The 21,982-nt window shown below is 64.5% G+C and carries 20 protein-coding genes; 9 read left to right on the forward strand and 11 right to left on the reverse strand.

All coding sequences use genetic code 11. The annotated features are described in order from the left end of the window. The first annotated feature begins 45 nt into the window (after positions 1–45). From K3152_RS06925 to K3152_RS06960, 8 genes are all read left to right on the forward strand, one after another. Positions 46–399, forward strand: a complete 354-nt coding sequence (locus K3152_RS06925) for an SH3 domain-containing protein (protein ID WP_221573383.1) — start codon at positions 46–48, stop codon at positions 397–399. After that, entirely contained in the window at positions 389–1,327 is a 939-nt protein-coding gene (gene argC / locus K3152_RS06930; RefSeq protein WP_221573714.1) for an N-acetyl-gamma-glutamyl-phosphate reductase, read from the forward strand. The genes K3152_RS06925 and argC overlap by 11 nt, the downstream gene beginning before the upstream one ends. 175 nt (positions 1,328–1,502) lie before the next feature. Further along, entirely contained in the window at positions 1,503–1,841 is a 339-nt protein-coding gene (locus K3152_RS06935) for a P-II family nitrogen regulator (RefSeq protein ID WP_221573384.1), read from the forward strand. A 58-nt stretch (positions 1,842–1,899) separates the two neighbouring features. After that, positions 1,900–3,309: a type I glutamate--ammonia ligase gene (glnA, locus tag K3152_RS06940; RefSeq protein WP_221573385.1), complete on the forward strand. Its 1,410-nt coding sequence runs from the start codon at positions 1,900–1,902 to the stop codon at positions 3,307–3,309. Positions 3,310–3,453: 144 nt separating this feature from the next. Next, entirely contained in the window at positions 3,454–4,437 is a 984-nt protein-coding gene (locus K3152_RS06945; protein WP_221573386.1) for a PilZ domain-containing protein, read from the forward strand. 67 nt (positions 4,438–4,504) lie between these two features. Continuing rightward, a complete protein-coding gene (locus K3152_RS06950) occupies positions 4,505–5,116 on the forward strand; it encodes a lysozyme (RefSeq protein ID WP_221573387.1) in 612 nt (203 codons plus the stop codon). Positions 5,117–5,187: 71 nt separating this feature from the next. Beyond that, positions 5,188–6,213, forward strand: a complete 1,026-nt coding sequence (locus tag K3152_RS06955; RefSeq protein ID WP_221573743.1) for a hypothetical protein — start codon at positions 5,188–5,190, stop codon at positions 6,211–6,213. A gap of 15 nt (positions 6,214–6,228) precedes the next feature. Beyond that, the gene (locus K3152_RS06960; protein ID WP_221573388.1) at positions 6,229–6,810 is read left to right on the forward strand and encodes a fasciclin domain-containing protein; all 582 of its coding nucleotides are present in this window, start codon (positions 6,229–6,231) and stop codon (positions 6,808–6,810) included. Positions 6,811–6,820: 10 nt separating this feature from the next. Here the strand turns inward: K3152_RS06960 and K3152_RS06965 are convergent, their stop codons facing one another. From K3152_RS06965 to K3152_RS06980, 4 genes are all read right to left on the reverse strand, one after another. Then, positions 6,821–11,029, reverse strand: a complete 4,209-nt coding sequence (locus K3152_RS06965; RefSeq protein ID WP_221573389.1) for a translocation/assembly module TamB domain-containing protein — start codon at positions 11,027–11,029, stop codon at positions 6,821–6,823. Further along, entirely contained in the window at positions 11,029–13,107 is a 2,079-nt protein-coding gene (locus K3152_RS06970; protein ID WP_345719774.1) for an autotransporter assembly complex protein TamA, read from the reverse strand. Before K3152_RS06970 ends, K3152_RS06965 begins: the two co-directional genes overlap by 1 nt. 52 nt (positions 13,108–13,159) lie before the next feature. After that, positions 13,160–14,002, reverse strand: a complete 843-nt coding sequence (locus K3152_RS06975; protein ID WP_221573390.1) for an arginyltransferase — start codon at positions 14,000–14,002, stop codon at positions 13,160–13,162. A gap of 158 nt (positions 14,003–14,160) precedes the next feature. After that, positions 14,161–15,414 (reverse strand): threonine ammonia-lyase, encoded by a 1,254-nt coding sequence (locus K3152_RS06980; protein WP_221573391.1) that lies wholly within the window; start codon positions 15,412–15,414, stop codon positions 14,161–14,163. A 112-nt stretch (positions 15,415–15,526) separates the two neighbouring features. On the opposite strand from K3152_RS06980, the gene K3152_RS06985 reads away from it, so the two are divergent. Continuing rightward, the gene (locus K3152_RS06985; protein WP_221573392.1) at positions 15,527–17,176 is read left to right on the forward strand and encodes an amidohydrolase; all 1,650 of its coding nucleotides are present in this window, start codon (positions 15,527–15,529) and stop codon (positions 17,174–17,176) included. On the opposite strand, the gene tatC is transcribed toward K3152_RS06985, so the two are convergent. The 7 genes from tatC to K3152_RS07015 form a co-directional block, all read right to left on the reverse strand. After that, positions 17,173–17,970 carry a twin-arginine translocase subunit TatC gene (gene tatC / locus K3152_RS06990; RefSeq protein ID WP_221573393.1) on the reverse strand — a complete coding sequence of 266 codons (798 nt, stop codon included), beginning with the start codon at positions 17,968–17,970 and terminating at the stop codon, positions 17,173–17,175. The genes K3152_RS06985 and tatC overlap by 4 nt on opposite strands. Before the next feature lies 1 nt (position 17,971). Then, positions 17,972–18,433 (reverse strand): Sec-independent protein translocase protein TatB, encoded by a 462-nt coding sequence (tatB, locus tag K3152_RS06995; protein WP_221573394.1) that lies wholly within the window; start codon positions 18,431–18,433, stop codon positions 17,972–17,974. Positions 18,434–18,457: 24 nt separating this feature from the next. Further along, positions 18,458–18,688: a twin-arginine translocase TatA/TatE family subunit gene (tatA, locus tag K3152_RS07000; protein WP_040964955.1), complete on the reverse strand. Its 231-nt coding sequence runs from the start codon at positions 18,686–18,688 to the stop codon at positions 18,458–18,460. 64 nt (positions 18,689–18,752) lie between these two features. Further along, a complete protein-coding gene (scpB, locus tag K3152_RS07005; RefSeq protein ID WP_345719775.1) occupies positions 18,753–19,370 on the reverse strand; it encodes an SMC-Scp complex subunit ScpB in 618 nt (205 codons plus the stop codon). Beyond that, positions 19,367–20,170 carry a segregation and condensation protein A gene (locus K3152_RS14120; RefSeq protein WP_247713255.1) on the reverse strand — a complete coding sequence of 268 codons (804 nt, stop codon included), beginning with the start codon at positions 20,168–20,170 and terminating at the stop codon, positions 19,367–19,369. Before K3152_RS14120 ends, scpB begins: the two co-directional genes overlap by 4 nt. Then, positions 20,167–21,186 (reverse strand): beta-N-acetylhexosaminidase, encoded by a 1,020-nt coding sequence (gene nagZ / locus K3152_RS07010; RefSeq protein ID WP_221573396.1) that lies wholly within the window; start codon positions 21,184–21,186, stop codon positions 20,167–20,169. The genes K3152_RS14120 and nagZ overlap by 4 nt, the downstream gene beginning before the upstream one ends. 91 nt (positions 21,187–21,277) lie before the next feature. Beyond that, positions 21,278–21,982: an SPOR domain-containing protein gene (locus tag K3152_RS07015; RefSeq protein ID WP_221573397.1), complete on the reverse strand. Its 705-nt coding sequence runs from the start codon at positions 21,980–21,982 to the stop codon at positions 21,278–21,280.

The following is a 21,982-nucleotide window of genomic DNA, read 5'->3' on the forward strand; positions in this document are numbered from 1 at the left end:
GGGCCTCGCGGTTAAGCGCCTCGCCACAAGACTAGGGAAAGTTCATTGAGCGCAGCGGCTGATTACACATTGCCCGAAGGTATCGTTGGTTTGAAAGGTCCGGTGCAGAAACCTGCGCCCGGCACCCTGCCCCTGCGCGGCGACCTTGCGCATGTCGCGCTGGCCAATGGCTATCTTGCCGCCCATTACGTCATCCCGCACGCCCGCAAGATCGGCGATGCCGACGTGACGCTGAAGCTCAATTCGCGCGACGATGCGGACGATGGCGCAACGCTGGAGGCAGGCTCCGCAGTCGAACTGCTCGATTGCGAAGGCGACTGGGTCTGGCTGACCGTCGGCCCGCAAGGCCCGAGCGGCTATGCGCACAGATCCGCGCTTGCACCCGACGTTGACGCATAAGGTCTTCATCGACGGGGCGGCGGGCACGACCGGCCTCGAAATCGCAGAGCGGCTGGCTGGCCGCAGCGAATTTTCGCTCATCAAATTGGACGATACGCAGCGCAAGGATGCCGCCGCGCGGCGCGAGGCGCTGAACGAGGCCGATGTCGCCATCCTCTGCCTGCCCGACGATGCTGCACGCGAGGCAGTCGATTTGCTCGACCCGGCCAGCGGCACGCGCGTCATCGATGCTTCGAGCGCACATCGCACTGCCGATGGCTGGTGCTACGGCTTTCCCGAACTCGTTGGTAGCGATCGCGTCGCCGATGCCCGCCGGGTGAGCAATCCGGGCTGCTATCCGACCGGCTTCCTCGGCCTTGTTGCGCCGCTGGTGAAGGCAGGGCTGTTGCCCGCGGACTGGCCGTTCACGGTCAACGCCGTCAGCGGTTATTCGGGCGGCGGGAAAGCGCTGATCGGGCGCTACGAGGATGGGGATGCGCCGGCTTTCCGCGCCTACGGGTACGACCTTGCGCACAAGCACCTGCCGGAGATGAAAACGCACGCAGGGCTCGAACACCCCGTGCTTTTCGCGCCTGCCGTGGTCCCGGCCTATCGCGGGATGCTGGTGGAAGTTCCGCTTCACTTGGGTGCGATGTCGACCGACCCGCGTGCAGACGCCCTGCGCGATGCGCTGGCGGAGTTTTATGCAGGGTCCAAAGTCGTGTCGGTCTATCGTGGCGATACGCCAGCCGAACTCTTGCTCGAGACAAAAGCCCAGCCCGATGACGGGATGGAATTGTTCGTTTTCGGCAACGCAGGCGGCTGGAATGCCCGCCTCGTCGCGCGGCTCGACAATCTCGGAAAAGGGGCCAGCGGAGCGGCGGTGCAGAACCTCAACCTGATGTGCGGCCTGCCCGAAACTGCCGGGCTCCACCTGCCCAATGCCTAATATTTAGGCAGCAGCCGTCCAAGCCTTGGGCAGCGCCGCCAGCGCCTCCCTGCCCGACCCACGCATTTCCGCCATTCCCGCACTTGGCACGTTTCTTGGAACGACGCGCGCAGAGTAACATTAGCCCTGTGTGCGCGAATTTCACGCGCAGGCAGACAACGGGACCGGCGGACACGTGAAGAAAATCGAAGCCATCATCAAACCCTTCAAGCTCGACGAGGTGAAGGAGGCGCTGCACGAAATCGGCGTGTCCGGCATCACCGTCACCGAAGCCAAGGGTTTCGGCCGCCAGAAGGGCCACACCGAACTCTATCGCGGTGCCGAATATGTCGTCGACTTCCTGCCCAAGGTGAAGCTGGAAGTCATCGTGCCGAGCGATATCGCCGAACGCACCGTCGAAGCCATTGCTGCTGCCGCCCAGACCGGGCGCATCGGCGACGGCAAGATCTTCGTCAGCCCCATCGAGAGCGCGCTGCGCATCCGCACGGGCGAGAAGGACGAAGACGCCATCTGAATTCCCTGCCCGTCACCGATAGCGGGCATCAAACGAACTACCCCAACGGAGGCAATACATGAGCACTGCAAGCGACGTCCTGAAGCGTATCAAGGACGAAGAAATCGAGTGGGTCGACCTCAGGTTCACCGACCCCAAGGGCAAGTGGCAGCACCTGACCATGGTCGCCGGCACGCTCGATGAAGACCAGCTCGAAGACGGCCTCATGTTCGACGGCTCCTCGATTGCCGGCTGGAAGGTCATCAACGAAAGCGACATGATCCTCAAGCCCGACCTCGAGCGCGTCTATGTCGACCCGTTCAGCGCCGAGCCGATGCTCATCCTGTTCTGCGACATTGTCGAACCCTCGACCGGCGAACTCTATTCGCGCGACCCGCGCTCGACCGCCAAGCGCGCCGAAAGCTTCGTGAAGAGCACCGGCCTTGGCGACACCATCTATGTCGGCATGGAAGCCGAATTCTTCATGTTCGACGACGTTCGTTTCGAAGACGGCTATGCCGGTTCGGGCTACACCATCGACGATATCGAACTGCCGACCAACACCGGCCGAGAGTACGAAAGCGGCAACCTTGCGCACCGTCCGCGCGCCAAGGGTGGCTACTTCCCCGTCGCCCCGGTCGACAGCGCCGTCGACATCCGCGGCGAGATGGTTTCGACCATGATCGAAATGGGCCTGCCCTGCGACAAGCATCACCACGAGGTGGCCGCTGCCCAGCACGAGCTCGGCGTTACCTTCGGCACGCTGGTCGAAACCGCCGACAATTTGCAGATCTACAAGTATGTCGTGCATCAGGTCGCCCACATCTACGGCAAGACCGCGACCTTCATGCCCAAGCCCATCAAGGACGATAACGGCAGCGGCATGCACACCCACATGTCGATCTGGGACGACGGCAAGCCGACTTTCGCGGGCAACCAGTATGGCGGCCTTAGCGAAAACTGCCTCTATTACATCGGCGGTGTCATCAAGCACGCCAAGGCGCTGAACGCCTTCACCAACCCGACCACCAACAGCTACAAGCGCCTGGTGCCGGGCTTCGAAGCGCCGGTCCTGCTCGCCTATTCGGCGCGCAACCGTTCGGCCGCCTGCCGCATCCCCTATGGTGCGGGCGATAAGGCGAAGCGCGTGGAATTCCGCTTCCCCGATGCAATGGCCAACCCCTACCTTGCCTATGCCGCGCTGCTGATGGCCGGCCTCGACGGGATCCAGAACAAGATCCACCCGGGCGAAGCCATGGACAAGAACCTCTACGACCTGCCCCCGGCAGAGCTCGCGGAAGTTCCGACCGTTTGCGGATCCTTGCGCGAAGCACTCGAGGCGCTCGAAGCCGACCACGAGTTCCTGCTGAAGGGCGATGTCTTCACCAAGGACCAGATCGACGCTTATGCCGAACTGAAGTGGGAAGAAGTCCTGCGCGTCGAAACCACGCCCTGCCCGGTCGAATTCGACATGTATTACAGCGCGTAACTCACGCCAACACGATGCGAGGGGGCGTCCGGCAGCAGCCAGGCGCCCCTTTTTCTTGGAGTCCCGGGAAAGCCCTATACGCTTTCTTAGGATGCAGCCCCTACCCTCCCGCGCAAACGAGCCCATCGGGAAAGCGGGACGAGCATGACATTCTGGCGGAAAGACATCGTGGCCGAACCTGCCGAGACGCGGGCCGATGTCATCATCCAGAAGAAACGGCGCAAGCAGGTTCCGAACGCCAAGGGTCTTGGCGCAGTCACCATTCCGCGCAACGGCCCGCGCGCAGTGCACCAGCGCAACGAGGACCGCCATGTCCTGCGCGGAACCAAGGCAACCGCCGATATCGCTGGCGAAATCCACGAGGTTTCCATCCTCAACCTCTCGTCCAACGGCGTGATGATTGCGTATGAAGGCGATTTGCGCATCGGCGAACAGGTCTATCTCACCATCGAGGACTGCGCGCCCATCACCACCGCCGTGCGCTGGCTGCGTGCAGGCAAGGTCGGGCTGGAGTTCATCGCCGAGACGGTCATCATCGCCGAGGCCGGCGTGCAGGACTTTATCGTCAAGACCATCCGCCGTGAGGCGGAGGCTGCAGGTACAGCCGGAACGCTGAAAATCGGCACCGAGCAGCGCGATGCCTCAAAACGCCATCCGCTGGTGTTCATGGGCAAGGTCCGCTGGGACGGGGGCGAGGCAACCGCCCGCCTGCGCAACATTTCCGCAAGCGGCGCGATGGTGGCGCTGGCGGACAATACCAACCTCTCCAAAGGCGACGCGCTGACGCTGTCGCTGGTCAATGCGGGCGCGATTCCGGCGCGCATCCGCTGGATTGTCGACCGGCAGTTCGGGCTGCAATTCGACCAGCCCTTCGACGTCTCGCTGCTGGTCAACGAAAACGCCGCCGAGCTCGCCCCTCCCGATGACTTCGGAGGACTGGCAGCGCCTTCCACGGCCGACGAACCGACCGAAGACGATTTCGACAGCCTCAAGATACGCCTCGGCAATGTGCGCAATCCGCACTGCCCGCCCGAGATGCGCTATGGCAAGCTCACGCTCGATGAAGTTTACGCGACCCTATACCCGGATGGCGTGCCGGAAGGCCTTGCAACGCAAGTGAGTGAATAAGGTTTTTCCTACACGGCTTTGAGCTGACAAATGGGAGTGCCCACCGTTTTAGACGAGGCACCTCCCCATGAACCGCAAGACCATTTTCGATACTGTCCGCCACATGCTCGGCCGAGGCTTTCGCCAGAGCGAGGTGGATGCGCTCGACAGCGCTCTCGATGGTGGCGCAGCGATTTCTCCCAAGGACCGTGTTCCACCTGTTCCATCCTGTCGGGTTTCGCCCGCGGGCCTCCAACTCATCAAGAATTTCGAGGGATGCGCCCGATTGCGGCCCGACGGGCTTTACGAGGCCTATCCCGACCCCGGGACAGGCGGCGCGCCATGGACTATCGGCTGGGGCGCGACGGGTCCTGATATCGGGCCCCGGACGGTATGGACCAAGGACCAGTGCGATGCGCGGCTCGAGGCGGATGTCGCACGCCATGCACGGGATGTCGCGCAGGCACTGGGCGATTGCGCCACCTCGCAAGGCCAGTTCGATGCCCTCGTCAGTTTCCACTACAACACCGGCGCGATCCACCGCGCCACGCTGACCCGCCTTCACCGGCAAGGCGAATTCGCCCTCGCTGCCGAGGAATTCGCGAAGTGGAAATTTGCGGGCGGGCACATCCTCAAGGGCCTCGTTCGCAGGCGCCGCGAAGAAGCAAAACTCTACCGTTCCTGCGGGTTACGAGAGTAAATCCTTGCCAGCGCATTAACCGGAACCGACTCCCCATCCTTTCCGTTGCAAGGTCCAAAGGAGTATAAACCATGCGTATTCTTATGGCAGGAGCAGCGGCAGTCGCGCTCGCGGCCAGCGGCGGTGCCTTGGCCCAGGGTCAAGGCAACGGCAACGGCAACGGCAAGGGTAACGGCAACAAGCCCGCTGCAACACAAAAGCATAACCAGGGCGGCGGCCAGAAGGCCGATCGCGGTCCCCAGCGCACAGCGCAGGCAGACCGGCGCGGCGGCAATGGCCAGGGCAACCGGGACAATCGCGGCAACGGCAACGACAAGGCCGACCGCGGCCCCGACCGCAGCTGGCAGGGCCAGCAAGGCAACCGCGGCAACGACAAGCGCGAAGATCGTCGCTATTCCGATCGCCGTGACGACCGCCGCGATGTCCGCGTCCGCTATGACGACCGCGACGACCGCCGGATCCTGCGCGGCGAGCGCGACACGCGCTGGCTCGCACAGGACCGCAGCCGCGGCCTCATCGACGGGTGCCCCCCGGGCCTCGCGAAGAAGCGCAACGGGTGTAACCCTCCGGGACAGGTCAAGGACCGCTACCAGCGCAGCATCTTTGGCTACAACTATCGCCCGAGCCTGTTCGGCCTAAGCAATTACGACCGTCGTGGCGACTACTATTACCAGGACGGCTACCTCGTGCGCTACGGCGACCGTGGCGGCATTTCGAGCTGGCTCCCGCTGCTCGGCGGTGCGCTCGGCATCGGCAATGTCTGGCCCAGCAGCTACCAGAGCTATCGCGTGCCCGACTATTACGTCGACTATTACGACCTCGGCGGCCCCGACCGCTATCGCTATGCCGACAACGTGATCTATCGCGTGGACCCGGACGATGCGGCCATCACCTCGATTGCGGCGCTCATCACCGGCGACGAGTTCACCATCGGCCAGCCGATGCCGCGCGGCTACGACGTGTACAATGTCCCCTACGCCTATCGTGACCGCTATTACGATACGCCGGACTATATGTACCGTTATTCCGACGGCTACGTGTACCAGATCGACCCCGAAACGCGTCTGGTGGCAGCCGCCATCGACCTGCTGATCTAATCCGGAGACAACGAGATGAAGACCAACTTCACGAAACCCTTCGTGCTGGCCGGTGCAATTGCCGGCCTGGCACTCCTCCCCGCCTGTTCGAGCGATGCAGACACGGCGGAACCTGACGGAACGACGCAGGAGGAAGCCACGAGAACGCTGGCGGCATCGCTTGGCGACCTGCCCGAAATGGCCACGCTCAACGGCGTGATTTCGGAGGCCGAGCTGGGGTCGATCTTCGACGGACCGGCAAGTTATACGCTGCTCGCGCCCAATGATGCGGCCTTCAATGCGCTGGGCGAGGAAGGCCAGGCCCTGATGGATGAAGAACAGCGCCCGGTCCTCATCGGCCTGCTGCGCGAACACATCCTGCCCGGTCACCTGACGCCGGAGAACATTGCGCAGGCGCTCGAAACCAAGGGTGGCGATGTCACCATGACCACGCTCGGCGGTGGTGAAGTCACCTTCGCCAAGGATGGCGACACGATCACCGTATCGAACGGCAATGGCTCGACCGCGAAGCTGGCAGCCACTGCCACGGCAGCGACAAACGGCGTCATTATCCCGCTCGATACCGTGCTGGTGCCCGAAGAAGAACCCGAGGCCTGAGCGCTACAATTCAATAGTCGCGGCTGATCTCCGCGACGACACTTTCGCGGCCGATGGTCGAGACGCTTGCGAGCAGCGACAGCCAGCTCGTGACGCGGAACTCGACCTCGGTCGCACTGTATCCGCGGCCGTCGGTTATGATTTCGATGTAGAACTTGCGGCCGATATTCTTGCCAAGAGCAACACCCGTCTCGCGCTCGAGCGCGGGGTCCGCCGAGACTATCCGCAGCCGGTCGAGTCCGATGGCAGAGCGCAGCTGGTTGATGGGATCGAGCCCGCCCCCGCCGCGCAGGCTGGCGACAGCAGCGCCCAATTGCAGCGCATCGGTGGCCGACAATTCGGTGATCGAACCACCGAACAGCAGACGGGCGAGGATTTCCTCCTCGGGCAATGCCGGGTCGGAGCTGAAGGAAATTTCGGTCTGGTCGACCGTGCCTGTCACCGTGACGATGACATCCACCCCGTCGCGCTCGGTCTCCGCACGGATGTCGAGCGTCGGATTGATGGGGACATTCTCGTCGAAATCGATCTCTCCGCGCGTGAGTTCGAAGCGCGTCCCGGCAAAGGTATAATCGCCGCGCACCACCGTGGCCGAGCCCCCGATGCGCGGATCATCGGTCGTGCCGCGCAGGATGATGTCGGCGCCCCATTCGCTGTCGAGCCCCATGCCGTCGACATCGATGCGACTGCTGCCGCGCGCGTCGATCAGGTAGCGCCACGGACGGCTGGCGGCGACACGCCGTTCGCGGTCGGCCGGCTCGTTGATTTCACGTGTGGCGATGCGCGGGAGGCGCAAGTCCTCCGCCGCCGTGCCCAGCTTCCAGCTTGCGCGGTTGATACGTAGCCGCCCGGCGATGGTCCCGCCCAGCCCGTTGGAAACGATGCGCAAGGGGCCACTGATGGTCGCGGTAAGGCCGTTGGCTTCGAGCAGGCGCGCATTGGTCGCAGAAGCGCGCAGGTCCAGCGTGGGCCCGCGTATCTCGGTGAAGCGGCCCTCGACCCGCTCGCCCAGTCCTTCGAGATCGACGATGCCGCTGCCGGTGACAGTGCCGCCATTCTCGGTCGTGCCTGCAAATCGGGTGAGGTTGAGGCGCGAGCTGGCAAATGTGCCGCGGACCGACACGTTGCGGATATCGGTGCCCGACAGTGAACTGCGCACGCGCAAGTCGTCGCTCGTCACGCGTCCCAGCACGCGCGGATTGGCGAGTGTGCCCGTTGCGTTCGCCGAGATGGCAAGGGGGCCGGTCAAATCGAACGCGTCGACGGCAGCAAGCCGCCACAGGCTCTCCGCTGCGCCTTCATACCGCAATTGCCCGTCGAGCCGCCCGGCCCTCAGGCGCTGCGTCAGGTCGCCCGATGCCGGCAAGTCGGTGATATAGGCCTGGACGCGCCCGCGGCGGATGTCCTCGTTAGCCAGCACGGCGCGCGCCTCGAGACTGTTCTCGTCGAGGCGCGCCAGCAGCGAGAGGTCAACCGGCTTGGACGTCAGCACGAGGCCCGATCGGGTGAGGTCGTCGACCTTCACCCTCGCCGTTCCGCTCGGCAACCCGCCCTTTGGTGCGCGGAAATCGATGATGCCCGAAATCGTGCCCCCCATTCCGAGGTCTGCCATGGCCACGTCGGCCAGCGACAGCGGCATGTCGGCGAGCTTCAATTCGAGTGCGGTTTCGTTCTCGCCGAACAGGCCGGATGCGATCACGCCGCCGTCGCCATAGCTCAGCTGCGTCGGCGACAGGCGCCAGCCACCTTCGACCGAAGTAAGCACCGCACGGCGCGGCATGGTGATTTCGCGTCCTGCAAACTGGCCCTTCGCTGCCACCGCGATACGCTCGGGGCGGAACTGCGCATTGAGATCGAGCGCAAAGCGGTTGCCGCGCCGTCCCGCAATCGCCGCATCGACCGACCCAATGCCGTCCTTCACCGCTCCCTTGGCGGCAAGCCGGCCGATGAAGAGCGTGCCATATTGCAAACCCTGCGCGCTCGCGGTGCCGGAGAAGTCGTAGGAGCCACCGCCGATGACCCCGCTGGCATCCACTTCCGCGCGCCCCAGGAGCAGGGGAGTATCGCCACCGAAACGGGCATTGCGTGCAGTCAGGTCGATATCGACACCCTGCCCACCTGCGCGCGGCGCGAGCGCGACCGTCCCGTCGAGACCGCCACCGGCCAGTGCCAGCGTGCCCTGCGCGCCGCCATCGACCAGCAGGAGGTCGCCCGACAGGTCGGTATCGGAAACGGACAACTGCTCGATGGATATGCGGGTCGGACTGTCTTCGGACGAGTAAAGGCCAAGCACACCCTCGAAAGGTCCGAGGACCGAGCCGCCCTCGGTGTCGATCGAGAAGCCTTCTTCGGTAGGCGCAATTGCGAGGCGCACATTGTCGAGCCCGGTGACCGGCCTTGCAAACACGAGCTCCGCCGTCGGCGCGCCATCCTCGATCCGGCCTTGCACCGTGAAGGGGCCGTAATCGGCATGTTCGCCCTGCCCTGCCAGCGTGGTGGTGGAGCCGTCGATGGCGCCGTCCATGGCGAGGGACAGCTTCTCGGCATCGATGCGCAGGTCATTGAAGTCGATAGCGGCGCCGCTGCTCGTAGCTACGCCGCCACGCACGCGGATGGCTGGGCCCGCAAGGGTGGCGAGCGTGTCATTGCTGACCGGAGAAATCCGTGCGTCGAGATTGGCCCCGAGCCGCCAGCCCGAAGGCAGGAGGTCGAAATCGACCACCGCCGTACCGCCCGCCGTGCCGACGTTGTCGAGCGCCAATCGGTCGGCTCGCACCGGTCCGCGGATCTGGTAGCGTCCTGCATCGAGGTCACCCCGCAGCGCGAGATTGGCCGCAAGGCCGCGAAAAGCGATACGCAGGTCGTCGCCTATGAGCTGGTTTCCGGCAAGGACGACCTGGCCGCGACCCGTGCCATTGACGAGCCGCGGATCGACCAGCGCATTGCCGGTTTCGATACGCGCGACCTGGAGGGTGAGGGGAACTGTCCAGCGCGCCCCGTCATACCGCGCAGTGCCTTGCTGCCTCAGCCCCGCGATCCGCGTCGTACCCGAGACGAGACGTCCGATGCGCAGGTCGTGGACGATGGTGAGGTCGTCGAAGGCACCATCCACGCTGGCCGCCAGGCGCGTATCCTCCAGCCGCAGGTCCGGACCGAACAGCGCGGGATCGCGCAGCAAGGCATCGAGTTCGTAATTCGCGACACGGTTCTCCGCGAGGTCGATAAGCCCCTCGCCTTCAAGCCGGATACCTCGCCCGACCAGCTCCGTCTCGCCATCGAACGCACGGTTGTCGATGGCGAGCTTTGCGCGGAGCGAGACATCGCTGCCCAGCGCATCGGCGAGCGTACCGGTCAAGAAATCGCTCGGGTCCACTTTTCCGAGGAGGCCGAAAGTGCCGGAATTGTTGACGATGCGCAGCGCAGCGACCCGGTCGCCGCCAGAGCGTACGAGCAGTCCGCCCTTCCAGTTCGACCATGTGCCCTCGCCCTGCAGCTTGGCGCTGTAGCTGTCGGGCAGGCCGAGCATGGCGGCGAGAGGACCTTCCGCGTCGGCCTCCAAATCGGCAAACAGGTCGAAATCGTCGCCATCGGGTTCGGCGTGGACGCGCAGCGCCAGCGTATCGCGTTCGCCCAGCTTCGCATTGCCCGCGACGAACAGGCGGCGGTCCTCGACCTGGACTTCGGCATCGAGATCGACCCGCTGCGCCGCGTCACCCGCAATCCCGGGCGCCAGCGTGAGGTTATCGATGGTGAGCTTGTCGATCGAGATATCGAAACCAGGCAGGACGGGGCCGTCGTCTTCGCTCGGCAGGAACTCCGGCAAGCGTTCGAGCGTGGCGCGGCGGGCAGCGAAGCTGTCGATATCGAGCCGGTTGTTCAGCCATGCGCGCGGGTTCCAGTCGACCTCGGCACGCGGGATGGTCATGAACACGCCCTGCGGGTCCGACAGCGTCACATCGTGCAGCACGGCATCGCCGTAGATATTGCCCTCGATACGCCCGATACGGATGACGAGGCCGTTGGGGAAGGTCTGCTTGGCAATCTGGCTGGCGAGGAAACGCTCGCCGAGGGGCGTGTTCAGCAAGACCAGCGCCGCGACGAGCAGCAGGATCGGTGCGACGATAAGGATGAGTGCCCACTTGCCGAACCGCCGCGCACGACTGCGCTTTCGCTGGGCCGGAGCGGTTTCCGCCGCGTCCTGCACTTCCGCCCCGGCCATCAGAAAGCCTGCCCCAGCGAAACATAGACCGCGACGGGTGCATCATCGGGATCGGGGTTGAGCGGGGTCGCCACATCGATGCGCAAGGGTCCGAAACCGGTCGCATAGCGCAGGCCTACGCCCGCGCCATATTTCACATATTGGAAGTCGGGCGTCGAAGAAATCGATACGGACCCTGCATCGAGAAACGGCACCACCGAAACGGCACCGTCGAACAAGCCGGTTCCGATACGGGCTTCGATCGATGCCTCGACAAGGCTCGCCCCCCCGGTCGGTTCGCCGAGGTCGTTCTGCGGACCGATTTTCTCGTAGCCATAGCCGCGAACGGAACCACCGCCGCCGGCGTAAAGTCGCCGCGAGGGCGGGACCCCGTAGAGTTCGCCCCCCTGGATGGTCGCGAAGCGGCCGCGCGTCGCCAGCACGATGCTGTCACTCACCGGCTGGTAGTAACTGCCGTCTGCCTGCAGGCGGAAATAGGTAAACTCGTCATCGACCGTGTGGGATATCTCCGGGGCCACGAATCCGCCGAGGCGGAAACCTTGGGTCGGATCGAGCAGCGAGTCGGTCGTATCGATCGTGGCGCGGCCAAAGACGGAACCGACGAAATAGGTCTGCCGCGGGCGCGGGATACCCGCGATGACGCGATTGCGCTCATCGGTCGCAAGCAATTCCACACCAACGGCCCAACTCAGCGGCTTTTGGAAGAGCAGCGTCGAAAGCTTCTCGAACGTGCCGGTAAAAGCGACCGTATTGGCATCGTAGGCGTCGGTATTGAGCGTGCGCGCATAGGTATCGAGCGTCAGGACCCTGTCGCGCCCGGTGAAGTTGTTCTTGCGGAAGGTGATGCCCGCCATCTGTTCGCGCGTGCCTACGACGCCGCGCAGGCGGAGCGAGCCTTCGGGCGGGAACAGGTTTCGATGTTCCCAGCTGGCCTGGATACGGTAGCCTTCCTCGGTACCGTAGCCGATCGCGCCCGCGATGGTGCGCAGCTTGGCGCGCTTCAGCTCGACTTCCATGTCCACGACGCCCGGCTCGTCGCCTTGCGGCGGAGTGACCTCGCGCGGGGTGATTTCAACAGAGGAGACGAGCCCCGTGGCCGTGACTGCGCGGCGCAGGTCCATCGACAGGCTGCGCTTGTACGTTTCGCCCGGCTCGAAGCGCGCGATGGTGCCGAGATGGCGCCCGGACAGGAATTCCGGATCGCTGCTGGTCACTTCGCCAAAGACATATTTGCCATTCGGCTCGACCGCGAGGGTGAGGTCGCCTTCCTCGCGCGCATGGTCGATGAGCAGTTGCGGCTCGTCGATGGCGGCGAAGGGATAGCCGGTTTCGCCCAGCATGCGGTCGAGGTCGAACTGCTCCTGCACGATGGTGTCGCTTTGCAGGAAGTCCCCGGGGTAAATTTCGAACGCGGCGCGCAAGGCCTCGAAATCGGGCGCCGCGGCGAGATTACCGAGGTTCACCGCGCCCACGCGGTAGCGGTTGCCAGGCACGATATCGAACCGCACCGTCGGCGACGCATCGGCGGTCTCGTCGCCCGCCTCCAAGGTGCCGATGCTGCGCGTGACCTGCCCGTCGTAATACCCGTAAACACGCAGCAGGTTGTTCAGCAGTTCCTCATCCTCGTTGGCGCGCGCGGCAAGCTGGGCGACACTGGCTTCGTCGCTGCCCAGTTCCTCGATGGTCGAGAGCGCCTCGTAGCGCTCGACGAAATCGCCACGGTCGGTGAAAGGGGGTTCGGCCTGCGGGAAGCCGAGCACGAGATTGTCTGCCAGCCGCTCGGTTTCGGCTTCTTCGAAATTCAGTTCCGCACGGCCGAGGTCGAGATCGGCGAACTCGATATCCTCCTCCGGTTCGAGCTGCTCGATATCCTCAATGGCGATGTCTTCGGGCCAGGGCAGGTCGAGCCCGGGAGGGGTTTCGATAGGTGTTTCGGGCTCGGGCGTCTCGGCGTCAGGGGCCTGCACTGTTTCGTCCGAACCCTGCGAGGCCCAGTCCTCGGGATTGTCCAGCGCCGAATCGGGAATGAGGTCTTCAAGGGTCTTCGGCGCCTGCCGGTCTTGCGCGGCCAGCGGCACTCCCGCCAGCGCAATCGCGGCGACACACAGTTTCAGTCCGTTGCAAAAAAGCTCAGTCGGCGAGCTTGTATTCGAGCTGGCTGCCGTCCTTGGAGGGCATGGGCTCGCCATCGCGTTCCTTGCGGGGAGCGGTTGCGGCACTGATGAGGCGCTTCTGCTCGGCGTCGGGCATGCGCTCCCAACCGTTGCGGCTGAGGCGTTCGAGCGGGCGATAGCGGACCTTGTATTGCATCCGGTCGGAGCCTTCGACCCAGTAGCCGAGGTACACGTAGGGGAGGCCGCTGTCCGCAGCGCGCCTGATGTGGTCGAGGATGATGTAATTCCCAAGCCCGGCCCGATCCTCAATCTCAGGGTCGTAGAAGCTGTAGATCATCGACAGCCCGTCGCCCTGCACGTCCGTGAGGCAGGCACCGACCAGTTTCCCTGGCTCGTTACCCTCTCCCGGTTCCCGATATTCAATGACATAGCTGGATACCGGCGTGTGTTCCACCATATCCGCAAAATCGCTTTCGTCCATCTCCGCCATGCCCCCGCCGGGGTGACGTGCCGCAAGATAGCGACGAAGCAATTCATACTGCTCGTCGGTCGCCCATGGGCGACACTCGGACGCGATAAGGTCGCTGTTCTGCTTGAGCGTGCGCTTCTGGCTGGACGAAGCCTTGAATTCGTTCGCCACCACGCGAACCGAGACGCAGGCCTGGCAATCGAGGCAGGAGGGACGATAGGCGACAGTCTGGCTGCGGCGGAAACCGATCCGGCCCAGCGCTTCGTTCAACTCGTCGGCGGAATCGCCGCGCAGTTCGGTGAAGACCTTCCGCTCGCTGCGCCCGGGCAGGTACGGACACGGCGCAGGGCTGGTCACGAAAAACCGGGGAAAGCGAATGGGTGCCGTCACGGCTGCGGGATCCTCTCTTGGTGCGACGTTCTATTCGTTAACAACTCCTTTATGCATGAGCAGGGTCCGGGTTAAAAGGCAATTAACCACGAAAAATCGCCTCGCCGCGCGAGTCGCACGGGTCGGATGGTTAATCGCGTTAAGATTCAGGCGCCTGTTCAGGCGAGTTCGGCAAGCTCTACCGAATAGCCCTTGGCTTCGAGTGCCTTGACCAGCCGGTCGATTTGCGCCCCGTCGCGCGCTTCGCACTCGATTTCGGTAATCAGGCCCTTCGCCGGCAGCGTCGTGAAGATCCGCTGGTGATAGATCTCGATGATGTTGACGTTGTGATCGTTGAACTCGCGCATGACCTTGTAGAGCGCGCCGGGCCGGTCCTGCAGGGTGATCCGCAGGCGCGCGAGGCGGCCCGAACGGGCGAGGTCGCGCACGAGAACGTTGGCGAGCAGGCGCGTGTCGATGTTGCCCCCGCACAGGACGAGGCCAACCTTCTTGCCTGCGAACTTCTCCGGATTGGAGAGCACGGCAGCAAGACCCGCGGCCCCTGCGCCCTCGACCACGGTTTTCTCGATTTGCAGCAACAGCGAGACGGCGTGTTCGAGCGCAGGTTCTTCGACCAGCAGCACTTCATCGACCAGTTCGGAGATAATCTGGCGGGTGAAGGCACCCGGCTCCTTCACCGCGATGCCTTCCGCCAGCGTATCGCCGCCGCAAGGTAGCTCGTCGCCAGTGACGGCCGAATACATTGAGGGATATAGTTTCGCCTGCACGCCGACCATCTGGATGTCGGGATTGAGCGTCTTGGCGACGGTCGCCATGCCGCTCATCAATCCGCCGCCGCCGATGGGCACGACCAGGCAGTCGAAATCATCCTTCAGCTCGAGCATTTCGAGCGCGACCGTCCCCTGCCCCGCCGCGACCTGCGGGTCATCGAAAGGATGGACGAAGGTGAGGCCGCGCTCCTTTTCGAGCGTGCGCGCATGGGCATAGGCCTCGTCGAAGGTCTCGCCGACCAGCTCGACATTGCCGCCTACGCTTTCGGTCTGCATCACCTTCACGCTGGGCGTGGTCGAGGGCATGACGATGGTCACCGGCACGCCAAGGCGACGGCCGTGGTAGGAGAGGCCCTGCGAATGGTTGCCAGCCGAGGCGGCAATCACACCCTTGGCCCGCTGTTCCTCGGTCAGCTGGAGCAGTGCATTCAATGCGCCGCGTTCCTTGTAGGCCGCGGTGAACTGGTGGTTCTCGAACTTGAGCCAGATTTCGGCGCCGGTAATTTCCGACAGCGTAATCGAGTGCATCATCGGCGTCTTGACCACTGCGCCATCGATGCGCGCCGCCGCTGCGCGCACATCTTCGAGGGTGAGGAGCTCGGTCGCGCTCTGCTCGGCGCGCAGGGATGATGCCTGTGTCATACCTCCGCCCCTAGGCCGCGCGCCGCGCTCACGCAATCGGGATAAGGGTTTGCGCAAGCCAAGCTATGCCTTATCGCCTGCACAATTGATTCAATCGGGGTCCAGAAAGTCCATGAAGCTCAAACTCGTCGCCGTCCTCCTCGCCAGCGCGATCGCCATGCCCGCCCATGCCGATGTGCTGGTCGACAATGTCAGCGGCATCACCATCGATGCCGATGGCAAGGTGAAGCGCTTCGAGGCGCTGGTCATCGACGATGATGGCAAGGTCGCGCAGCTCATCGAGCGCGGACAGGAGCGCCCGCGGACCGACTATCTCGAAGATGCCGGCGGCAAGGTCATGCTGCCAGGCTTCATCGATGCGCATGGCCATGTGAGCAGCGTCGGCTTCAACGCGATGACGCTGGATCTCTCGGGCACCAATTCGCTCGAAGAGGCGCTCGAAGCCATTCGCGTTTTCGCGGCAGAGAACGAGGCGCGCCCGTGGATTCTCGGACGCGGCTGGAACCAGGAGAAATGGGGCCTTGGCCGCTTCCCGACCGCAGCGGAACTCGACAGCGTGGTGTCCGACCGTCCTGTCTGGCTCAACCGTGTCGACGGCCATGCCGGCTGGGGCAACAGCCTCGCGCTGAGGGCTGCCGGTATCGATGCCAAGACCGTGTCCCCTGCTGGTGGCCGCATCGAGAAGCTGGCCGACGGGAAAACCCCTTCTGGCGTCTTCGTCGACATGGCGATGGGCCTCGTCGAGAAGGTCGTCCCCGCCCCGCGTCCGGTAGAGCGCGACCTCGCGCTGGCCGAGGCGCAGAAGGTCCTCCACGCGCAAGGCATCACCGCCATGGCCGACATGGGCACCACCATCGAGGACTGGCAGTCTTTCCGCCGCGCGGGCGACAATGGCACGCTGACCCTGCGCATCATGTCCTATGCCGCAGGGCCCGACCAGATGGTGCTGCTCGGCGGCAGCGGCCCCTCCCCGTGGCTTTATGACGACAAGCTGCGCATGAACGGCGTGAAGCTCTATCTCGACGGCGCGCTGGGCAGCCGCGGGGCGTGGCTGAAGGAGCCTTATGCCGACGACCCGCACAACACGGGCCTGCCGCTGACCCCGCCCGCCGCGCTTCGCAACATCCTCGTCCGCGCGGCGCAGGGCGGCTTCCAGCCCGCCATCCACGCCATCGGCACCGCCGCCAATGCCGAGGCGCTGAACGCCATCGGCGAAATCGCGGAAAGCTTCGACGGCGACCGCCGCTGGCGCATCGAGCATGTGCAGATTGTCGACCCGGCCGACCTGCCCAAGCTGGCCGAGCATGGCATCATCTCGAGCATGCAGCCGGTCCACCAGACCAGCGACATGTTCATGGCCGAAGCCCGCCTCGGCCCCGACCGGCTCGGCGGTGCCTATGCCTGGAACACCATCCTCGAGATGGGCGGGCGGCTGGCCTTCGGCTCGGACGCCCCGGTGGAATCGGCCGATCCCTTCGCCGGTCTCGCTGCCTCCATCACCCGCAGCAATGCGGCAGGCGAACCCTTCGGCGGCTGGCGCCCGCAAGAGCGCGTGAACCGCGAGCAGGCGCTGGCAGGCTTCACTTCGGAAGCGGCATTTGCGGGTTTCGCGGAAGGGCGCTTCGGACGCCTGATACCGGGCGAGCGCGCCGACTTCGTGCTGGTCGATGTCGACCCGCTGATGGCCACGCCCGACGAAATCCGCGCCACCAGGGTCCATGAAACCTGGGTCGGCGGGCAGAAGGTCTACGACGCGGATTAAGAGGCTTCAGGCTCGCTTGTAGCTTCGTCCTTCGCTTTCGCATCGCGCTTGTCGAACAAACGCATGAGGACGAGTGAGCCTTCGAATAGCAACAACAGCGGCACGGCCAGCAGGAGCTGTGAGCCAGGGTCGGGCGGCGTGATGACGGCGGCCAGCGCCACCACCAGCACGATGACATAACGCCGCGCGCCGACCAGTTGCGCGCGCGTCACGATGCCTGCGCGATGCAGCAGCAACAGCAGAACCGGCAGCAGGAAGCTCATCCCGAAAGCGAGGATGAACTGCATGACGAGGCCGAGATATTCGTTCGCAGTCGGCAGCGCCTGTATTTCCAGCCCGCCCGCGCTACCCTCGAAGCCGAGAAACCACTCGAAAGCGGTCGGCATGACCACGTAATAGGCAAGGCTGGCGCCCGCGAGGAACAGGAAGGGCGTCGCCACGAGGAAGGGCAGGAAGGCCTTCTTTTCCTTCGCGTAAAGCCCCGGCGCGACGAAGGCCCAGAGCTGGTTGGCGATATAGGGAAAAGCGATGCAGAAACCGGCGAAGAGCGCCACTTTCAGCTCGACGAAGAACACCTCGTAAAGCTTGGTGAAAATTAGCTGGCCCTGCCCGTCTGGAAAGGCTTTCTTCAGCGGCTGGATGAGGAAGCCGAGGATCCGGTCGGCGAAATAGAGGCAGACGCCGAAAGCCAATACCAGCGCCGCCACGCAGCGCACGAGGCGGCTGCGCAGCTCGATGAGATGGTCGAGCAGCGGAGCCTGCGTGTCGTCGATATCCTTCACTTCGAACGCCATGTTACGCGCCCTTTTCCGGATCGCCGAAAGGAAGGCCCGGCTCGTCGATCTTCGGTGGCGGGGCGGGTTTCGCCTCTCCGCCATGTTCGGGAGCCTTTTTCGGGGCAGCCCGCGCTATCGCAGCTTCGGCGGCAGCATCGGGGTCGGCGACTTCACCGGCAGAGGCAAGCGGCTCCATCTGCGGCGTAGGAATTTCCTCCGGCGCACCGCCTTCCGGCTCGTCGCCGGTGGGGTATTTCGCCATGATTTCCTTGTTACGCTGCGACCACTTTTCTTCCATTTCCTCGATTTCGGCCTGCCGGACCATCTCGTCGATGCCCGAGCGGAAATGGGCGGACATGCGGCGCAGCTTGCCGATCCAGCGCCCCGCGGCGCGCATCGCGGCGGGCATGTCCTTTGGCCCGATGACGAGTATCGCCACCACGACGACCACCAGCAGTTCGGCCGCGCCGATATCGAACATGGCTTAACCCGCCCTCAGGTGAGCTTACTTGGGTTCGGAAGGCGTCTTGACCTGCTCTTCCGTGAGGCCCTGATCGGCAGGCTTGGCCTCGTGCGAAATCTGCTTCGAAGGTTCGGCATCGTCTTCGTTCATGCCCTTCTTGAAGCTTTTGATACCCTTGCCGAAATCGCCCATCATTTCCGAAATGCGGCCGCGCCCGAACAGGACGAGGATGACGATGGCGATGATGATGAGCTGCCAGGGGCCGAGTGACATGGGATTTACCTTCAAAACATAGGGTGTTGTCGCCAATATAGGCGTTGCCGCACACGAAAGCCAGTCAGGCTGCGTCGGTGGCGTCTTCTTCCGTTTCGGGAGCCTCCTGCGGCCCCTCTTCCTCGCCCTCGCCCATCAAATCGTCATAGGCATCGTCGACGGGGTCGAGCAGGCCGGTGGCTTTCAGTTCGGCAATGCCCGGCAGGTCGCGGCGGCTGGTGAGGCCGAAATGGTCGAGGAATTCGGGCGTGGTGGCGTAGATGGTCGGGCGGCCGGGCACTTCGCGGCGACCGGCAATCTTCACCCAGCCCGCCTCCATCAGCACGTCTAGCGTGCCGCCACTGGTCTGCACGCCGCGGATCGATTCGATTTCGGCGCGGCTGACCGGCTCGTGATAGGCGATGATGGCGAGCACCTCAGTCGCAGCACGGCTCAAACGGCGGACCTGCTCGCGCTCCTTGCGCAAGAGGTGGGCAAGGTCGGGCGCGGTCTCGAAGTGCCAGCGCTTGCCGCGCTCGACGAGGTGGATGCCGCGCTTTTGATAGGTTTCGGCGAGGGCTTTGAGGGCACTGCGCACATCGGGCTTTTCCGCATCGCCAAGGAAACCCGCCAGCGCATCGACGCTCATCGGCTCCTCGGCCGCGAAGAGCGCTGCTTCGACCGCGCGCTCCAACTGGTTCACGCTACCCGCCTCAGCTTCATCGGGCCGAAGACTTCGTCCTGCGCAATTTCGGCCTTGCCCAACCGCGCCAGTTCCAGCGCCGCGACGAAGCTGGAAGCCAGCGCCGATTTGCGCAGGCGCGGCTCGGCATGCGGCGGCAGGAAGTCGCGCAATTCCATCCATTCGAGCGTCACACCGAGCATGTTGGACACGCGGTCGAGCGCCGATTCCAGTGTCATCACCGGCCGCTCGCGGACCATGTGGACGGCTGGCGCGGTGCGCGCCTTGACCCTGCCATAGGCCTCGATGAGCGCGAACTGGTCGCATTGCCAGTTGGTCTTGCGGACGATGTCGAGACCTTCGGGGCTGCCACGCAGGAACACGTCGCGCCCGATACGGTCGCCGCCCATCAGCCGACCTGCCGCCTCGCGCATCGCGCCGAGACGCTGGAGGCGCAGTTGCAGCTTGAGCGCCAGCTCTTCCGGCGACGGGTCTTCCTGCTCTTCCTTCGGCAGGAGCATGGCTGATTTGAGATAGGCCAGCCACGCCGCCATCACGAGGTAATCGGCGGCCAGTTCGAGCTTCAGCGCCTCGGCCTGCTCGATATAATCGAGATATTGTTCGACCAGCGCGAGGATGGAAATTTCGCGTAAATCGACCTTCTGGCGGCGCGCGAGGTCGAGCAGGAGGTCGAGCGGACCTTCCCAACCGTCGAGTTCGAGATACAGCGCATCGCTATCGACCGTGGCTTCGGCAGCGATGCCGTCCCAGTCTTCCGACTCCTCCTGCGGCGGGTCGGTGAAGAGCACGCCGTCGCTCATGCAGCGGCCTCGGCGATGGCCAGCAGCGCATCGCGCTTGGCGAGGAGTTCGGCGGTGTCGACGCCTTCGGGAGCCTCGCCCATGGCATCATGCACGCGGTCGAGGCGGGCTTTGCTCGCTTCGGACAGGTCCGGGAAGCGGTTGGCGATTTCCTGCTGGTCGTCCATTTTCGCCCAGCAGTTGAGAATGATGTCGCACCCCGCCGCCAGCGCCGCTGCGCCGCGGTCAGGGATAGTGCCGTCGAGCGCCTGCATGTCGATATCGTCCGACAGCAGCAGGCCATCGAAGCCAATCTTGCCGCGAATGATGTCGTCGATGACCTTCTTCGACAGCGTTGCGGGATTGTCCGCATCCCATGCCGAGAACACGATATGCGCGCTCATGCCGAGCGGGTGGGAGGACAGCGTGCGGAAGGGCTCGATATCGGTTTCGAGCTCTTCCTCGCTTGCCGTGACGAGGGGCAATTCCTTGTGGCTGTCCGCCGTGGCTCTGCCGTGCCCCGGCATGTGCTTGAGGCAGCCGACCACGCCTACGCGCGCCATGCCATCGAGCACGGCGCGGCCCAGTGCGGCCACCTGCATCGGCTCGCTGCCCAAGGCGCGGTCGCCGATGACGTCGTCGGTTTCGGGGCGGCGCACGTCGAAGGGCGCGTGATAGTCCACGCTCACGCCCACCAGCGCCAGTTCGCGCGCCATCGCCTCGGCATTCACCCGCGCCGCCTCGATGGCCGAGGCAGGGGCGATGTCGTAGAGCTTGGCGAAGGCCTCGCCCGCCGGGTACTTCGGCCATTCGGGCGGCTTCATGCGGGCAACGCGCCCGCCTTCCTGGTCGATCGAGACAATCAGCCGATCGCGCCCGTGGATGCTTCGCAAATCATCGGTCAGCGCGCGCATCTGGTCGCGGGTTTCGCAATTGCGCGCAAACAGGATGTAGCCCGCGGGGTCGGCCTCCTTGAAGAAGGCGCGTTCGTCGGCTGTCAGACTTGGGCCAGAAATGCCGAAAATTGCGGGCGTCATGGAGGCGAAGCTGCGACTTTTCTTGGCGATTGCCAAGCGAGGCGGAGTCGTCAGGTGTGGAAATTACGCCGAGACGAGTCCAAAACGGCCATTATTTGACGAAACAGGCCAGCCCGTCGTCCTTCAGCCGTCCGCACAGCGCGCGCGCCTCGGCATTGCCGCCGGTGACTGCCTGCAGGCGGTAAACCGTGCCGATGTCGACCTGGGCCTCGACCACGCGGTGACGCACGCCGTTGAGCGAGGTCGTCTGGCGCATCAGCCGGCCCCATGCCTCCTGCGCATCGCCGCGGCTGGGATAGGCACCGACCTGCACCAGCGTGCCCTTGGGCGGTTCGCTGGCGCGCGGGCCTTCGTTGAGCGTGGTGGCGAGCGACGGACCGGCAGGCTCGTCGCTCGGTTCGGGGGTCGGGGTGGGTGTGGGGGTCTTGTCCGCGAGCTTGCCGACGCGGGTCTGCCCCTCGCCCACTGCAAAGCTGGTGTCGCCCGTTCCGGCATGAACCTTGCCGCCCGGATCCTCGGGCTTGGTCTTGTAGGGGCCCTCCGGCGCCTCGACGAGGCTGCCGTCGGCAGGAGGCTCGTCGCTCGTTGCGCCCATTGCGAACCACGCGACCGCCACCAGAGCACCCACGACGACCAGCGACAGCACGCCCAGCATGACCAGCCGTGAGGTGGCGAAACCCGCCTCGCGCTCTTCATCATCCTCGGCATCGAGCCACGGCAGCCGCTCGTCGCTCTCCATGAGCTCGAGCTCGGCCGTATCCCAGTCCTCGTCGTGTTCGTAGGGCGGACGCGCCAT

Source organism: Qipengyuania polymorpha (assembly GCF_019711435.1).
Classification (GTDB): Bacteria; Pseudomonadota; Alphaproteobacteria; order Sphingomonadales; family Sphingomonadaceae; genus Qipengyuania; species Qipengyuania polymorpha.

Coding starts and splice junctions, on each gene's coding strand:
- K3152_RS06950 (WP_221573387.1), top strand. CDS start 4,505: ATGAACCGCAAGACCATTTTCGATACTGTCCGCCACATGCTCGGCCGA.
- K3152_RS07015 (WP_221573397.1), bottom strand. CDS start 21,982: ATGGCGCGTCCGCCCTACGAACACGACGAGGACTGGGATACGGCCGAG.
- tatA (WP_040964955.1), bottom strand. CDS start 18,688: ATGTCACTCGGCCCCTGGCAGCTCATCATCATCGCCATCGTCATCCTC.
- glnA (WP_221573385.1), top strand. CDS start 1,900: ATGAGCACTGCAAGCGACGTCCTGAAGCGTATCAAGGACGAAGAAATC.
- K3152_RS06980 (WP_221573391.1), bottom strand. CDS start 15,414: ATGACACAGGCATCATCCCTGCGCGCCGAGCAGAGCGCGACCGAGCTC.
- K3152_RS06965 (WP_221573389.1), bottom strand. CDS start 11,029: ATGGCCGGGGCGGAAGTGCAGGACGCGGCGGAAACCGCTCCGGCCCAG.
- K3152_RS06955 (WP_221573743.1), top strand. CDS start 5,188: ATGCGTATTCTTATGGCAGGAGCAGCGGCAGTCGCGCTCGCGGCCAGC.
- K3152_RS06945 (WP_221573386.1), top strand. CDS start 3,454: ATGACATTCTGGCGGAAAGACATCGTGGCCGAACCTGCCGAGACGCGG.
- K3152_RS14120 (WP_247713255.1), bottom strand. CDS start 20,170: ATGAGCGACGGCGTGCTCTTCACCGACCCGCCGCAGGAGGAGTCGGAA.
- nagZ (WP_221573396.1), bottom strand. CDS start 21,186: ATGACGCCCGCAATTTTCGGCATTTCTGGCCCAAGTCTGACAGCCGAC.
- K3152_RS06985 (WP_221573392.1), top strand. CDS start 15,527: ATGAAGCTCAAACTCGTCGCCGTCCTCCTCGCCAGCGCGATCGCCATG.
- K3152_RS06960 (WP_221573388.1), top strand. CDS start 6,229: ATGAAGACCAACTTCACGAAACCCTTCGTGCTGGCCGGTGCAATTGCC.
- tatB (WP_221573394.1), bottom strand. CDS start 18,433: ATGTTCGATATCGGCGCGGCCGAACTGCTGGTGGTCGTCGTGGTGGCG.
- tatC (WP_221573393.1), bottom strand. CDS start 17,970: ATGGCGTTCGAAGTGAAGGATATCGACGACACGCAGGCTCCGCTGCTC.